This window comes from Methylococcus capsulatus, assembly GCF_036864975.1.
In the GTDB taxonomy this organism is placed as follows: Bacteria; Pseudomonadota; Gammaproteobacteria; order Methylococcales; family Methylococcaceae; genus Methylococcus.
Genome location: NZ_CP104311.1, coordinates 910,363 through 926,564, shown reverse-complemented (window position 1 = coordinate 926,564; position 16,202 = coordinate 910,363). Strand labels below are relative to the sequence as shown.

Here is a 16,202-nt window from a genome sequence, read left to right as displayed (position 1 = left end):
TCACCGTGCGGGATGCAGGCACACGAACTGGATTCCGGCTCCCTCCGACCTCACTTCCAGGTTCGGGCTCTTTGATGCAAGGTAGCCCAGCGGCTGATCCAGCACGAATGGATAAAGCACCGCCAAGGACGACAGCGTCGGAACCGATACGGCTTTGCCGAAGTAACGCAGCGCCGCCTCGACAAGCCAGGCCACAGCCTGTTCGTTGCTGACCACGATCGGCTTCATGCGCACGAGGCGCTTGCCTTTCTCGATGCGCTCGATTGCGCCCCAGCTCGCCTGCGACTGCAGCACCATGTTGGTCATCCGGTACGTGCCTTCGCGTTCGCCATAGGTTTCGCTCATTCGGCGATGGACTTCCGCCGAAGCACAGTCACCTTGCAACGCCGAGAGGCGCCCCACCAGCTCCGCCACCTTGCCGAAGAACGGATAGGTGGCAATGGCCATGCCCCAGGTCAGGGCGGCGATAGGGACGCTCGGGTCGGCCTTGAAGATCGCGACGGCACGCTCGGCGAAGTCGGCGAGTTCGGGGCGTGGCTCAAGCCACAAACGATTCAGTACAGTCCGTGTCTTCTTTCGTGCTGCCACACCCAGTTCGGCTGCGTCCAACAGGGCATTCAGATCATCGAGCGTCCCCAGATCAGCACGCACCCGCAGCGCAGCCGCCGCCCACTCCAGCGGTATGAAGCGGTCGAAGCCAATTTGCGGTGCTGATGACTTCATTCGATTCAATTTACGTAACTCACTCTCACGAAGGGCACGATCAGTTCTTCCAGGGACATGCCACCGTGGACCACGACCTGGTCACCCTTCGGCACGAATGCCCCACGCCCTCCTGCAAATAGCGGCATGAAGTTCGCCGGAAGTCCAGCGACATCAAGACGGAAGGTGTCCGGATTTGCCGCTGCTGTCTCCGCAACCAAAGTCCCACTGCGATACGTCCGGACACGCTCTCCGCGCAGTTCCGAGGCGACACCCTGGTTCGGACGGCCAATCCCTACCGCTTCGGCATTGCCGTGATCAGCGGTCAGGTAGACGTGGAATCCGTTCTCCAGCAGCATCGCAAACAGGCGATCCACAAAGCCCGATTCGCACCAATTTCCAATCTGGGTTGCAACGCCGCGCTTGCCGAGCACGGCGCCGTGGATGATCTCGTCGACCGTATCCACGACCAGACCTGCAATCTTCACGGATGGGCTCGAGAGCAGAGATTCCAGCTCAGGAAGGTCATCCATGCGCTTGAGCGATTTGCGGTACAAGACCTCATTGGCGCGAAGTCCGTGGTCTTGCCAGAACCGCGTCCAGTGCTGGGGCTCTTTCGAGGTGGTCTCGATGCTGTCGGCGAACTCGCGTGGGCGCAGGCCGGAGAACAGCGCCTGCCTGGAAACCGACGTCAGGGTTGGCAGCCACGCAAAACAAGCGTTCTCGTCGAACATCAGTCGCGGCGCTCGATGAACGATGCACTCGCGAATCTGGGTCCACTGATCTACCGCCAGCCCGTCAAAGACCACGAGCGCGATCTTCTCCTCGCCACGCGCTCGGCGCATCGCAAGGTATCGCGGCACGTGATGGACCATGACAGGCGCCTTGGCCGCTGGCAGGGACGGCAAATCGGCGTAGTGCGTTTCAACCCACTCTTGCAGCCGGCTGTCTGCATCGCTCACCAAGCCCCGCATTTCGTCCTTCAGGCTTTCTGCCCGGGCCGCGTCCAGACCGTGGAAACGCGAGATCACCTCGCCGATCCGACGCGAGAAATGGGTCCAGTCGCGGTAGGGAGAAGCAGAGGTCGGGATCTCATCCTCGAGGTTCTTGATGCCCTCAAGCACCAGATTCCGCATCGACAACGGATCCTGCACAACACCCGCTTTCGCCCATTCCGGCAGGTTGACCGGCACACCCTGGATCGCCAGCGGGTGTAGCGTGCCGTCCAGAAACATCGAATCGACAATCACACGGACATCGTGGTGATCGAACGGGATGTCGAGCTTGGGCACATAGTCCGGCGGCTCCGGCTCCCCCGTTCGCGTTCCGGTGAGCCCCAGCTTGGTCAGATAGCGATACCAAGCGTCCTGCACCACGCGCAGCGCGAAGCTCTTCTGCGAAAACAGATCGGCGACAGGAATGCCCGTGAAGATCGTTCGCTCACCGAGCACATGCTCCACGTGCTCCGCCAACACGGGCGGCAGCAGTGCCTCGCGGTAGTGCAGACGGAGCAGCTCACGCCAAAGGTCCTCTGGCCGGGTGATCAGATGCGGGCTGATCCGGAAGATGTGCGTCAGCACAAACTCCTTCGTCGCCGCCTCACCCAGCGACTGATGAACGTGCCGCGCCTGCGCCTCGAACAGCGCGGGTAGCATCTCGCTGCCCAGCTGCCTGACCACCGCATAGCTCAGTTTCGGAAACAGCTCTACAAGCCCCAGACTGACCTTGCGCGCCTGGCGCAAGTAGTCCCAAGGCAGTTCGCCCAGGGCCGTGCCACGCAACTGGAGGACCAAGGCGCGGGACGGGCCAGGCTCCCCGCGTTCCCACGCCGCCCGATAGCGCTCCTCGTACTCTGCCCGGAAGGCGATGCTGTCCTCGAAAGGCAATACGTCGAAACCGCGCTCGCGCAGGCCAGACAACACCTGCTCATCCAGTAACACGTCGTCCGGGTCGGTGACAATCCACAGCCGGGCGAGATCGGAGGGGAACTCCTTCAGGATGCGATCAGCCCATGCGGTCATGCCTGTGCACCTCCCGATTGGCCGACTCTCAACATCAGCACGGCGTTGAGATCCGGCGTGCAGGCTTCCGCATCCGCCAGCGCTGCCAGACGCGTCTCGTGCTCGGCTTCGAGCCGTTTGCGCCGGTGCTCCCTGACCGCGGGAAGGCCTATGCGGCCTATCGCCTGGTAGCGCGCTTCAAAGGCGTAGCGCGCCCGTTCACGCTCCTCGGCGAGCCAGGCACGGTGCTCCTCCAGCAGCTCGGTAAAAAGCCGCTCCCCCTGTGCCTTGGCCGCAGCCAGCGACGTTTCGAAGCAGGCCAAGGCATGCTCTACCTCGACCTTCGGGGCGAGCGTCACGTTCTCGGTCAGCAGCAAATCCCAGATCCGCTTGGCGGTCGGCACGAAGGTGCGGCCATCGTCGGTAACAAACACGGGCAAGAATCGCCGCCGGTTGAAGTTCTCAGAGAGATTGGACGCGCTAATGCTGATCTCCCACAGCGACCACACGCCGTGCACCGTATCGGGCAAGCCGCTGACTGCCGCAATCGGCAGGGGCTGGCCCGCCACGCAGCGCGGCAGTTCGCTGATGACTGCACGGGCGCGTGGATCTTCCAGCGTGATCCACTCCATCTCAGGGTTCTGTTCGGCGGTGCGCGCGTCGAAGCAGACACGGGGTGACTCGCTCCCGTCCGCCCACCTCACGCGCCAAGCGTCGCCTGCCTTCTCAGCCGCTCCACCTCGCGCAGGCAACCCGGCGGTGATCGCACGCTCCAACCAATACTGCGCTGGATGATCCCGCCACTTGCGGGCATCGTCTGCTTCCAGCGTGTGGTCTTCCGTCAACAGATCGGTGTCTTTGCGACTGGCGGCGACCTTGTCGCGCACCTGGCTGATGAGCGCATCACATTCCTTGTCGATCGATGCTGGGTTTTGCAGTCCATGCACGAACAGCTCGTCGAACAGCGGCTCCACCTCCACCGAATCCATCACGTCGGCTGCCTTGTCGACACCGAACTCTTGGGCGATGACGGCAAGCTTCTCCTCAAGCACCTCGCGCACCCGGTGCTCCACCGTGTCTTCCAGCACGAAGTTGATGGCCCGCACCACATGGGGCTGGCCGATACGGTCCACCCGGCCGATGCGCTGCTCCAGCCGCATCGGGTTCCATGGCATGTCGAAGTTGACGATGACATGGCAGAACTGGAGGTTCAGGCCCTCGCCGCCGGCATCGGTGGAGATCAGTATCCGGACATCTCGTGAGAAGGCCTGCTGGGCGCGGGTTCTCGCGTCCAGGTCCATCCCGCCGTTGAGCAACGCCACCGAAAAGCCCCGGCTCTCCAGGAACTCCGCCAGCATGGCCTGGGTGGGAACGAACTCGGTGAAGACCAGCACCTTGAGCTGCGGGTCGTTCTCCTCCTGCTGGAGCTTGTAGATCAATTCCAACAGCGCTTCTGCCTTGGCATCCGTCCCCTGTCGCTCGGTTTCGCGGGCGAGATCCAGCAGCATCTCGACCTCCGACTTCTCCCGCTCCCAGCCGCTGGCCTGCACGGCAATGTCGAGCTGGGACTGGCCGTCGAGCTCTGCCCACTCATCCGGGGCAACTGCCTCGAACAGGCTCGCCTGCGCCTGAGGCGCCTCCAGCACGGCCTGGCGCTTCTCCAGGGTGGCGCGGATGGCGGCCGTACTGGACGTCACCAGCCGCTGCATCAGGATCATCAGGAAGCTGATGTGCCGCTGTTTGGCAGCCATCGCCTGGTTGTACCCGTGCCGGACGTAGTCCGTCACGGCCTCATAGAGCCTTCGCTGAGCGGCATGCCGCTCTTGCCAAGCTACCGGGTGAAGTCGTGTGGACCGGGGCTTGAATAGCGGTTGGCCTTCCGCGTCGATGGCGGCCCGCTTCTCGGTGCGGATCACGAACGGGCGCACCCGATCGCGGTCGATGCTGCCTTCGTCCGGAAAGGCCTCACGGTCCAACAACTGCATCAACCGCATGAACTGGTCGGTCTTGCCCTGATGCGGCGTCGCGGATAGCAACAGCAAGTAGGGAGCGGCCTCGGCCAAAGCGGCACCGAGCTTGTAGCGGGCAACCTGCTCAGTACTGCCGCCGAGGCGGTGTGCCTCGTCGATGATCACCAAATCCCAGCCTGCCGAGATCAGATCCTCGAAGCGCTCGCGGTTGTAGGTGGCGAGTTGCTCCAAGCTCCAACCACGGCGGCCTTCGATGGGTTTGACCGAGTCGAGCGAGACGATCACCTGGTCATGCATGCGCCAGAGGTTCTCGTCGTTCTGGGTGCCGTTGTCGCGCCATTGACGGAAGGCCGCGAGTTCAGATGGCTCAACGAAGCGGAAGTGCTCGCCGAAGTGCAGCCGCATTTCGGCCTGCCACTGGCGCACCAGGCTTTTCGGCGCCACCACCAGCACCCGCCGCACCATGCCGCGCAGCTTCAACTCGCGCAGGATCAGCCCCGCTTCGATGGTCTTGCCCAGCCCCACCTCGTCCGCCAGCAAGTAGCGGATGCGATCTCGGCTCATGGCCCGATTCAGCGCGTAGAGCTGGTGCGGCAGCGGCACCACGCTGGACTGGATCGGCGCCAGCAGCAGGTTGTCTTCCAGCGCGTCGAGCAGCTTGGCCGCGGCCACCGTGTGCAGGATCTGCTCCACCGTCGGACGCACGTTGGTCAGTTCGCCCAGATCCTGGGCGCGGGCGCGCACCACGGCATCCTTGGCCGGCAGCCAGACGCGGTAGGCGACCTCGCCCCACACGTCCTGGCGGTCGATCACCCGGCAGGGGGACGCCTGCCGGGCATGCCAGCACCAGTCGCCGACGTTCCAAGCAGTCATGCGCTGAGTCTGTTGACGGGAAACTGTGGCAAGGCCTTGTTCCACGTCTCAATATTCATGACGCCACAACCGGCGACAAATGGCTTCTTCCAGGGTCTGTCACCAGGTCCATGGGCGGGGAGCTGCCGCCGCAGGGCATCTGTTCTGGCTAGCAATTCCGCCTCGGACAAGCTGCTCGCGCCAATCAACACGAGGTAGTAGATCGGCTTGGTCACTCGGCCGGCTCCCCATTCGTAGAGGAAGGAGTCCCGATATTTCGTCTTCAGGTCTGAATCCAAGCCGCCACTCAGAATCTTTGTCAGAAACGTGTTCCGATCTTTGGGTTGCGCGGCCGGGTGATCCGGGTCCTTGAACTCGATGAAAAGAATCCTCTCATCCAGCTCCACGATGAAATCCACGGCCTTCATGCAGTGGGAAAGCCCGTGAGTCGCCCCATCATCGAACTTTCGCCCAGCGGCCCCGGCCGGCAAGGCGATCTGCAAGTCCCCCTCGGCCAAAGACGTCATTCGACCAACCCTCCCAGGCTGCGCTTCAGCTCGCGGTCGTATAGGTCGCTGAAGGTTCCGGTGATGGCATTGGGGTCGATGCCCGTGTAGCTGTCGCTGGCGTTGGCCACGACCGCCTTCTGCTCATCGCGATACAGCGAGATATAGCGGATGGCATCACCCTTTTTCTGCCGCAGGTCGAACTCCTTGAGCAGAACATAGTTGTGGGTGGTCAGGAAGACCTGAACCCCAAGCCGATGCAGTTCCAGAATGATTTCGACGACCTCGCCCATGAGAGAGGGGTTCAGGTTGGCCTCGGGTTCGTCCCAGAAGAGCAGCGAGCCGGACAAGAGCGTGCCGTTCTGGATTAGCAACCAGATCAGCGCAAGCTTGCGCATGCCCTCGGCCAGCAAAGTGAACTCCAATTCACCCTGGCTATTCTTAAGAAAGAAATGTTCGCCCTTGGCAATTACCTTTCCTTCGATCGCTTTTTGCAAAGCATTCAAAAGCCGTTTACGGTTATCATGGGGTTGGCCTCTGAGTTTTGGCAGAAAGGACTTCTTGATGATGTCGACATAGACATCCTCGAAGGCGATCTCCCGCTTCGATGCCGTCGCCAGAAAACCGGGTGCGTGGGCCAGCATTTCCTTGACCGGAATGTACGCGGACTCCATGCTGATGCTCAGCCACTTGGTTTCCCCAGAGACGCGCACATCGTTGACGTCCGCCTTCCGGTTGTCGATGACCGTCTTGAGCTTGGCGCCATCCTCTCGCGCGATGCTGATCTCGGCAGCGGGCAAGCCCTGCTGTCGTCGTATCAGACGTGTCATGCGCGCCTGGTAGGGATTGAAGACGCCGAGCAGCTTGCGGGCAAAGCCTCTTTCCCGGTCTTCGCCCAAGGTGATCGCCGCGGCGGCATAGAGCACCTTGAGCAGGTGGGTCTTACCCGTGCCGTTGGCGCCGATGATCACGTTGACGCCTGGGGAGAACGCCTGGTCCAGGCTGGCAAAGGCGGTGAAATTCTCCAGCTTGATGTGGCTGAGCTTGCTCATAGGCCCCCCTCCATTCTCGTCAGTGCCTGGTCATACCAGAGCAGCAGCTTCTCGTCTTCCTGCAGCGCCTCGTCCGGGATCTTCTGGGCCACCTTGATGATGGTCTGGTAATCCTTCTTGCTCCAGGCGTCCTTGAAGCCGGCGCGCAGCGCTTCCAGCCGGAACTCTTTGAGCCGGCGACCGGTGAAGCTCAGGTAGGTCTGGAATTCTTTCAGCAGTGCCTTCTCGCGTTTCTTCTCCAGGTCCTGCGCTTTGTTCGGATCGGGCACGTACCAGCGATCCTTGGCCTTGGCGATCAGGCGCGGATCGTTCTTGTCCAGGCCGCGCAGATCCTTGAAGTTGGTCGAAAGGTAGGCGTGGATCTGGCTCGGCACCTCGCCGGTACCGTCATACCGGAGGAAGTTATCCTCCAGCAGCGCTGCGAGCTCGGGCTTGCTCTCGTGCTTCTTCCAGCCGGCGCCGAGCTGCACCGTGAACTCAGGGTGAATCTCCTGGTAGGTCGAGGGGCGCTTTTTGAGGAAGTCAGTCAGCCAGTCGATGGCACTGCGCTCGTCCGAAACGAACAGCTCCATCTGCGGCGCTTGCGCCATCAGTGCGCGCTTCTTGTCGTATTCGGCCACCTGCTCGGGCAGGAACACCATGCCGTCCCGCTCGGGAAAGCGGACGTGCAGGCCGTGCTGAAACTCCTGGCTGGAAAGCGGCACAGCCGCGCCGTGGCGCACGAACCAGGCTACCATCCGGTCGAACAGGATGCGCGGGTCGCGCTCGACGATGAACTCCAGCGCGCCGTTTTTCGTCTTGGCCACCGGCAGATAGCGCAGGTGCGTCTGCACGAAATCCCAGGCCGAGGACTCCGTGGCGCCGCGCTCGCGGAAGCGCTGCTCCAGCCCGCCGTTGGGCTTGTACGCGGAGATCACCAGGTCCTGCTTGACGGCAACTGCTGTAGTGACAGCCTTAAAACTACCTTGCTGCTTGTCGAGCGCGGACACATTGGAGATGACGAAACCCGCTTCCTGCATAGCGGTTTGCAGCCCATTCCACACGGCGGCCTGCGTGTTGGAAAACACTACCGTCATCCAGCGACCGGGCTTGAGAACACGGAAGTATTCCTCGAAGCAATCGGTCATCAGCCTTCGATAATCATCTACTGACTTCTGAGCCGCACGGTTTTCCTTGGTACGATCAACGATGGCGTCCAGTTTGGCTTGCGTCATCACCCCGTGCCACGCCTCGACCAAAAAATTCAGTTCGGCATAGGGCAAGTTTTCGCCAAACGGCGGGTCGGTGAAGATGTAGTCCACCGAGTCATCCGGCAGCGGCAGACGGGCGGCGGTGCCGGTGGAGATTGCCGTCCTGCCAGCGCCGATTTTGTAATCACGGAACGCTTTGATCAGACGGTCGAGTTTGCCGCCCAGGTTGTACCAAGGGCTGCATTCAGCGTGCTGTGAAGCGACGTAATAGACGCCGGTGAGCATGCGGTTCACTTGTGAAAAGTGCGTTGGGCCGTATCGATTTAGCACCGACAAGCCCCATATCGCCTGCTCCACCATGAATAACAAAAACGCCCGGATGCGCGCATCGGGATGGGCGCGCGCCTTTGCCCACAGCCGGCCCATCGCCTGGGCGGCGCGGGGGAGGAAGAGGTGATGAGTGTGCGTGATTCCCTTGTCGCGCATCCGCGGCGCTTCCCACATGTCAGCATAGGGATACTCAACGACAGGAACATACCGTGGTAATGCCAGTGTCTCGATTTGGGCCAGTAGTGCCAAATCATCAGCATCTGGCGTTTTTTCGTAGCGATTCTTGCCAACGCGATAAGAAATCAACGTCGGCTCGCGCATGGGAGTCTGGAGCGTCTTTCCGGTGATGGGGTCCAGCTTTGAGACGTACAGCCGTTCCAGTTTTTTCTTCGTCAGCTCCGCCCCACAATGCGGGCACGGGAAAGTTTCTCGTACTCGCTTACTGTCCTCGTCCAGCGCCTCGTCGAGAAAATTCACCTCCCCCGCGCACTCCGGGCAGGTGAAGACCTCGCTCCAAACGGTGTATTCAATTCTCCCCTTGGTCTTGCCGTCCGAATGCAGGGTCTCGTACATCCAGCCGATTTCGGCTTCCAGCTCATCGAGCAGTTGCTTGCCTGCCCTGGCGAAGGCGTCCACATCGAACGGCAGGTTGTAGTTGGCCGCGATGAAGGTGGCCGCCGGCGACAGATCGTTGAGGATGACGCGACGTGCTCCCCACTTCGGCGCTGGCTTGCCTTGCTTCTTCCACTCCATCTCCAGCTCATGCCGGTAGGCCGCAGGCGCGGAAGCGCACCACTGCGCGGCAACGCCTGTCATGCCTGATCCCGCGAAGCCGTCGAGGACGATGTCACCCGGCTGTGTGTAGTGCAGGATCGATGGCACGATAGCCAGGTGCGGCACCTTGGTGTGGTAGGAATGCGCCTTGTAGATCGGGTCGGTCTTGCCCACCGAGACGTCGATGGCCAGCGGCTCGCGCCGGTACGGTTCGTTCGGGTCGTAGGGCTTGCCGTAGTACTTGGCGAAATCCGCGAGCCAGGGGTTCGGACAAGCGGTGTAGTACGGCGGGTCGGACATGGCCAGGATCGCCTCATCCGTCCCCTGCGGGAAACCTTCCTGCTTGCGGAATTCCGGGTCCTTCAGCTTTTCGGCGAGCAGCTTAAGAAAGTGTTCGCGGCGGGCCTGGTCGTTGGGGAAGCTGAGTCCGAGACATTCCACAGGGCCGGAGTCTTGCTCTCGGTGTTTGAGTAGATCGTTCATGCGCCCATCTTCTGTTTGAGGGTGTCGACAAAGCGCTTCGCCCAGGGCGAGGCGGCGACGACCTTGGCAGGGTCGAGTTGCGCCAGCAATTTGAAGGAGTGATCGCCTTTGCCGTACTGCCCTTTGAGCTGGCAGTGACGCGTGGCATTCTTCAGGCTGTCGAGCACCGCCGTTTTGGCGATCGTTTCGACCGGGTTTGCGGCGGATGGCAGGGCGTTGTCCCGAAAGCCCTGGCCGAAAAAGTCCTTGAGCTTTTCTCGGTCGGCTAGGAACCAGGATTCCATGCACTGCACCATCAGGTGGCAGTCGGCTTCACGGGCGCCTTGGGGCCTGTCCCAGCCATCACCCTGTCGGGCTTTCAGGTGCTGCCAAGGCAGCCACTCATCTGGCTTTCCCTTCTGGTGTGCGGCCGCGATAGGCGCTTCGCTGTCGACCAGCAGCATCGCCGCTTCGCCGTTGGCGATCGCCGTGCAGTAATCCTCATAGGCGAAGCGCCTGCCACCACAGGCGGCGATGGCGGGCATCTTGCCTTTCAAGCCGGCTTTCTCGAGAAACTCCCGGAATCCGCGGCGACACTCGATCTGCAGGGCTTTGCCGTCACCGCCACCCTCGACGTAGAGCTTCACCACCGTGTCCCTCCGATCTCGCCGCGGGTCCAAAGCTGCCCCAAGCGATATTTCTCCAGCCAGGGCTTGAGCTTTTCGGCGCTCAGTCGTTCCAGGCGCGTACCCGCTTCATCCCTGCTGGCGACCAGTACCGCTTCGGGCTGGTCGGTCAGCGCATCGACCAGGATATCGGAATGGGTGGTGACGACGAGTTGCGTGCGCGCGGAGGCTTCCTTGAGCAGCTCAGCCAGGGTGGGCAGCACATCCGGGTGGAGGCCCAGCTCCGGCTCTTCGATGACGACGAGCGGCCCCGGGTTGGGGTGGCAAAGGATCGCGAGCAGGCACAGATAACGCAGCGTGCCGTCCGAAAAGCGGGTGGCAGGCACGGTGTAGCGCCCTTCGTGGAAGAACACCTGCACAGTGCCGCCTTCAATCTGCACATCGAAGTCGTCGATGCCATCGTAGAGCGCCCTCAAGGCATCCAGCAGCCGCTTCTTGACGGTTGGCTCACGACGCAAACGGTTGAGCACCAGGCCCAAGTTGCTCGCGTCGGGCTCCAGATGCTCGTTGGGCAGGTCGGCCTTCTGGGGAAGGCGAGGAATGGTGTAACGGCCGAAGCTCCACTCCCGGTACAGACGCATCTTCGAGAAAGCGTTGCCCAGGTAGGTCAGCTCTGGGTATTGGTCGGGATCTTTGCGCTGGGCTAGGATCGATGCGGTGGGGTCGATGTCTTCGTGCTGCAAGCGACGCTGTTTGCCCTTGACGTTGAGCACGCCATGCCCACTCTCGAACTTGTAGTACAGGTAGGGCTGGGCGTGTCCCACATCGGGCACTTCGTTTTCCACCCTTTCGTCCACGATCTCAAAGCGCTGGCCCACCTCGGTGAAACTCAGCACATAGCGCAGCGGCACAGGGCCTTTGGGGTTGTCGATGACCGCGTCGATCATGGCGATGGGCGGCTTTGTGGCGCCTTTCCACAGCCAATCGCGGACGCCGCCGCCGTCGCGGATGGGGATCAGCAAGTCTTTCGGAGTTGCACACAGCAGCTCCAGTGCCTCGATGAGGTTGGACTTTCCAGATCCGTTCGGGCCGATGATCACATTGAGCGCGCGCAGCTCGACCGGCTCGGGCGCGGGTCCGTAACTCAGGAAATTGGTGAGCGTGATGGTCTTGATCATGTCGGGCTCCTTTACTCCACCACGAACCGCAGCTTGCTCGCGTCCTTGCCCTTGCAGCGCTCGCTCAGGAACGACTCGAAACGCTTGCGCAGATCCTCGGGCGTCGCGGGGGATCCACCAGCGAGCAGCGCCCTCTTGACGTCGTCGCCGGTGACCACGATCTTTTCGAGGCCGGACAGCGCTTCCTGAACCGCTGCGACGAACTCGGGCGTGACCGGATCCGGCAAGGCTTTCGACGCAAGGAAGCCCTTGATCAGGTCACGCTGCTTAGGTCTAAGCAGTTCGAAGTTCGCTTGAATGATCGGGTCGTCCAGGTTGTCCAGTAGGGTTCGCTGCCACCCTTCCAGGAGACGATCGAGTTCGTCGTCCAGGGCCTTGAGCACGTTGGCGGCCGGCAGCAGATCGCCCTGCTCGTTGGCAGGGCGAAAACCGCAGTGCGGGCATACCGGGCTTGTTTCCAGCTCCCTTTCCACCAGGGATGCGCAGCTCTTGAGCTTGTCCAGTCTGTCTTCGAAGGTGGTGAGCTGGCCGGTGGGCATGAGGGAGATGCCAGCCAAGGCGCGCAGGGTCACCATGCGCAGATCCTTGCGCAGAGCGGACTTGGTCTTGTCCTCCGCCACGCCGAGCCGGGCCTTACTGTGTTGCGCCACGTAGGCGGTGATGTAGTCCTTCTTCAACGTGGCCAGGCGCTGGCGGTATTCAGCGGCATGCTGCGCACTGCGGTCCTCGGCGAGCTTGTCGAGAATGTCCTTGCGGGCAGCCTGTGCCTGCTGCACCCAGGGATGATCGCCGGGCAGCACCATTTCGGCTTGGGAGAGGTAGGCGGCAACATTGCCCAGCTCGGCAACCAGGTCACGCAGTCTCTCCACTGCGGCAAGCACATCGAGGTTCTTCTTTTGGGTATCGATGTCGTCCTGGGTGATGCGCAGGTTTTTCAGCTTGCCGACGGTGTTGTAGGGCGACAGTCCTTCCAGGAAGCCCTTGAGCGCTTCCAGCCGTGTGCGCCAATCGCGCAGCTCTTCTTCGCGCAGCAGGGACTGGCCCCAGAAGCTGAGGCGGTTCTGCAGGTCGGTGCCGACCGTGAGCACACGCTGTACCAGCTTGGCCACGGCATCCAGCAGTTTCTTGACCGGTTCTTCCTTGCCTTGCGTCGCCATCTGGGCAAGGCCGGACGGCAGGCCCAGCAGCTCGAACAGCGAGCGCAAGACGGCGACATTGATTTCCTTGGGCGGTTCGATGTGCTTGAACTGGATCAGGTCGTCCAAGGGTCGTTCGGCCAGGAGCGACAGCTTGCCGGCGTCGATCTTGTCGCCGGTAATCGCCAGCACGATGTCGCCCGAGTAGACCAGCGCGCCCAGCACGATGATCAGAAGGTCTGGCTCCAGTCTGTACTTGGTTGGGTAGAAATATTCGATGTCTCCAGCAACCGGAACGAGCAGCTCGCTGCGGTTGAGCACCTGCCCGTGGCCTTTGGCCTTGAGCCGGTTGAGCACTTCCTGGGCGTACTTGGATCGCGTGGGCTCGATGCGGTCGCCGTCCAACATCTCCAGCGCGTCCAGGATGGCGATGGCGTCCTTGGTGCGCGTTCCACCCGCCAGCGCCTTCAGGGCGTTGGTGATGAGCTGCTTGCGGTTGGATTCGGTGACCAGGACAGAGAAGGTCGGATATTCCGGCGCAAGATCCGCGAAATGGGTGCCGAGAGCCAGACCTGAGGTGACGTTGACGATGTCGCGGAAGTTGGCGCGCTCGTCCGGGCCCAATCGGAGCTTGTCGCGCATCGACACGCCCTTGGCCCATTCCGAAAGGCGTCGGGTCTTGCCCTGGTAGGTGACCTCGAAGGCGGTCATCTGTTTGTCCTGCAGCCACTTGCTCATGTCGCTTAAGGCGCGACGGGCCTTGTCCAGGTAGACGGCCTTTGCCGCGCAGCTGGCCGTGGAAGCAAGTTCCTGGGCAGCGGCGTAGAACGCCAGATGGCGCTTGATGGCGTCGTCCAGCCCCTTCAGTCGGAAGAACACCTCGTCCGTCTTGTTGTCGTCGCGGAAACGGGGCGGCTCGAACGGCTGGATGAAGTAGATGTAGAAATCGCGCTCGGGCTGGGCGGTCGGCCGATCGTTGGGCGCCCCTAGGAAGAGGTAGCCGTTGCGCTCCACGCGGCGGTCCTGCCACTCGACCTGGTGCTGCCATATCTTGTAGCCGGTAACGTAGGCATGCTCATCGGTGCATTCCATGAGCTGCATCATGGCGCTGTAGTAGGCACGATCCAGGGCGTCGTCGGACAGCGCTTCGGCGCGCTTTTCGATCTGGGCGTCGTAGTCGACGTCCTTCTTGAGATCGAGGTAGTACTGCTCGGTATCTGGCGCTTTGGAGATGAACTGGCCGTTGACCGTCTTGACGATCTCGCGCAGCGTCGTCTGCACGGCGGTCAGCAGGTCGTCGGAAGGCTCGCCGCCCATGTCCTCGATGCCGGGCTGGTACAGACAAAGCGTGTCGCGCAGTTCCTCGGCCGTTGGGCCCACCGGCACGTAGATGTCGCCGCCGGTGGTCAGGCGGTGTACGGACAGCCCCTTGATCACCCGCATGGCCATCGCCTTGTAGGGCGGACGGGTGAAGGCCTTTTGCACGCGCTCGCCCAGCGCCTCCGCAACCTTCAACACCGGGCCGATATTCGGGTCTGAGCGCAGCACCGAGTTGGAGGTGACCGTGTCCCAGAACTTGTCGTAGCCGATCAAGCCGGGGCGATCGGTCGGCACCTCCTCATCCAGGAGAGCCTGGATCTGGTCGCGCAGGGTGACCAGCGCGCCACGCTTTTCGGTAAAGATCAGCCGCTCGAAGGTGCCGATGTAGTCCGGGTGAACGGGGAAAAGGCGGACATACTCATCCATCCGCTCGTTCATATTGCTGTAGAACTTGGCGAAGGGCGTGAGATAGGTGCGGATCTTGTGTTGCTGGTCGGCCGACTTCTTGAGCAGGCGTTCGGCCACCACAAAGCTCACGTCATGGCGGGCAAGCAGCACCTGGGTGAAGCGCTCGCTCACGCGATACAGGCTGTCGGCCACGTGCTGGAAGCGGCTGCTGTCGAAGATGGCCTCCTGCACGCCGGCCACGAAGCGGAAGCGCAGGTGCTTGGTGACCTCGCCGATCTCGCGCAGGAAGGACAGATCCAGCACCAGATCATGGTCCTTGCGGGAGCGCAGGTATTCAAGGAATTCATCAACGACGAGGAGGACGCCGTGGTTGGGGTGCACCTCGTCGAACGCGGCCATCATCTCTTCGAAGGCGGCCTTGTTGTTGACCACCTTGTCGGCCGGCGGGAAGGAATAGCTAACACCCTGGTTCTCCAGGAAAATCTCGAGCTCCTGCGTGATGATGTCGCGCAGGGACATCTGGCTGGAGATCTCGATCCGGTGCACCTTGAACTTGCCGGCGATCGCACCGGCAGCCTCGGCGACCTTGGGGTGGCGGATCATGGGGACGTAGGCGGCGTCCTCGGCGATCAGCGACAGCACCGACATCAAATGCGACTTACCGGTGCCATAGTTGCCGACCACGAGCACACCCTTGTGGTCGACCGATTCGTCGAACGAGAGCTGCGGGATCATCTGCTTGGTGATCCGCTCGGCCATGTCGTCGGAGATGACGTAGGTGGCGACGAGCTTCTTTGCCTCATCGGGCCGATTGGCGTCGAGCAGCTGAATGACCGACTCGATCGGCTCGAACTGAATGAGATCCCCGTAGCGCATGCGTTTTCCCTTTACCCAATCGATTCAATTTCGAACGGAACCACGCCCTCCAGGCCGTAGTCCTGATATTCCGGATGCCCCATCTCGGCATAGCTCAACCGACCGTCGCGCAGCTCTCCTGGCCACACTGCTACAACACGCCGAGCGTGGGCGTGGCGCTTGAGCAGATCCAACGGATCGAGCTTGAGCGACTGATCGAACAGCAGCTCGATGTTGTCGAGCAGGACCAGATCGCCACTCGCGTACTCATCGGCCAGCTCCCGCATCGCGACATTGGCCTGAAGTGCTCGCTGCCGCTGGGCGAGCGCCGCGAGACGCTTTCCCAACACCGCTCCGACATTCATTACCTTCATACCGCGCTGATTGGCCAGCTCGGCCAGCAGCGCGCTCTTGCCGCATCCAGGGCGCCCAACAAGCAGGATCAGCTTGCTGTGCAGGGCCGCGATCTCGTCTACCAGACGGTCCAGTCGTGTGAGCATGGGGCGGCCCTTTACCCATTCCTGCCATGAGGTCCGCCAGGACCATCATCGCTCTGGGCTTCCGCCGTCTGCCTCTTGATCCACTGGTCGATTTCCTGGCGCCGGAATCGCCAAGTGCCACCAACTTTGAATGCGGGGATCTTCTTAGCCGCCGCCAAGCGATAGACCGTGCGCTTGCCCACCTTGAGGTAGGCAGCTACTTCGTCGAGCGTGAATATCTCTCCAGTGTCGTCTTTCATCGCTTCCTCACCCGGTATCGGGACAGCGGCCGGTGATGATGGTAATCTTGGCAAGCATACGGCAAACTTGTCTATGTTTGAACAGCCAGTCGGCAGGAGGGG

At 61.9% G+C, this 16,202-nt stretch carries 11 protein-coding genes; all 11 read right to left on the bottom strand.

Annotated elements, in window-relative coordinates:
* From N4J17_RS04415 to mads1, 11 genes are read right to left on the bottom strand one after another with little or no spacing between them, the layout of a single operon-like run.
* Positions 1-723: a hypothetical protein gene (locus N4J17_RS04415; RefSeq protein ID WP_338457648.1), complete on the bottom strand. Its 723-nt coding sequence runs from the start codon at positions 721-723 to the stop codon at positions 1-3.
* Between the two features lie 5 nt (positions 724-728).
* The gene (gene pglZ / locus N4J17_RS04410; protein ID WP_338457647.1) at positions 729-2,723 is read right to left on the bottom strand and encodes a BREX-3 system phosphatase PglZ; all 1,995 of its coding nucleotides are present in this window, start codon (positions 2,721-2,723) and stop codon (positions 729-731) included.
* Entirely contained in the window at positions 2,720-5,545 is a 2,826-nt protein-coding gene (locus N4J17_RS04405) for a helicase-related protein (RefSeq protein WP_338457646.1), read from the bottom strand. The genes pglZ and N4J17_RS04405 overlap by 4 nt, the downstream gene beginning before the upstream one ends.
* Complete coding sequence (locus N4J17_RS04400; protein WP_338457645.1) at positions 5,542-6,051, bottom strand: hypothetical protein; 510 nt, start codon at positions 6,049-6,051, stop codon at positions 5,542-5,544. Before N4J17_RS04400 ends, N4J17_RS04405 begins: the two co-directional genes overlap by 4 nt.
* Positions 6,048-7,082 carry an AAA family ATPase gene (locus N4J17_RS04395; RefSeq protein WP_338457644.1) on the bottom strand — a complete coding sequence of 345 codons (1,035 nt, stop codon included), beginning with the start codon at positions 7,080-7,082 and terminating at the stop codon, positions 6,048-6,050. Before N4J17_RS04395 ends, N4J17_RS04400 begins: the two co-directional genes overlap by 4 nt.
* The gene (locus tag N4J17_RS04390; RefSeq protein WP_338457643.1) at positions 7,079-9,859 is read right to left on the bottom strand and encodes a DNA methyltransferase; all 2,781 of its coding nucleotides are present in this window, start codon (positions 9,857-9,859) and stop codon (positions 7,079-7,081) included. The genes N4J17_RS04395 and N4J17_RS04390 overlap by 4 nt, the downstream gene beginning before the upstream one ends.
* On the bottom strand, positions 9,856-10,485 hold the full coding sequence (locus N4J17_RS04385; RefSeq protein WP_338457642.1) for a DUF4276 family protein: 630 nt from the start codon (positions 10,483-10,485) through the stop codon (positions 9,856-9,858). Before N4J17_RS04385 ends, N4J17_RS04390 begins: the two co-directional genes overlap by 4 nt.
* Complete coding sequence (locus N4J17_RS04380; protein ID WP_338457641.1) at positions 10,482-11,642, bottom strand: AAA family ATPase; 1,161 nt, start codon at positions 11,640-11,642, stop codon at positions 10,482-10,484. Before N4J17_RS04380 ends, N4J17_RS04385 begins: the two co-directional genes overlap by 4 nt.
* Positions 11,643-11,653: 11 nt before the next feature.
* A complete protein-coding gene (locus N4J17_RS04375; protein ID WP_338457640.1) occupies positions 11,654-15,382 on the bottom strand; it encodes a DUF6079 family protein in 3,729 nt (1,242 codons plus the stop codon).
* 11 nt (positions 15,383-15,393) lie between these two features.
* Positions 15,394-15,861 carry a BREX-3 system P-loop-containing protein BrxF gene (gene brxF, locus N4J17_RS04370; RefSeq protein WP_277458466.1) on the bottom strand — a complete coding sequence of 156 codons (468 nt, stop codon included), beginning with the start codon at positions 15,859-15,861 and terminating at the stop codon, positions 15,394-15,396.
* Positions 15,862-15,872: 11 nt separating this feature from the next.
* Entirely contained in the window at positions 15,873-16,100 is a 228-nt protein-coding gene (mads1, locus tag N4J17_RS04365; protein WP_277458467.1) for a methylation-associated defense system helix-turn-helix domain-containing protein MAD1, read from the bottom strand.
* Between the last annotated feature and the right edge of the window lie 102 nt (positions 16,101-16,202).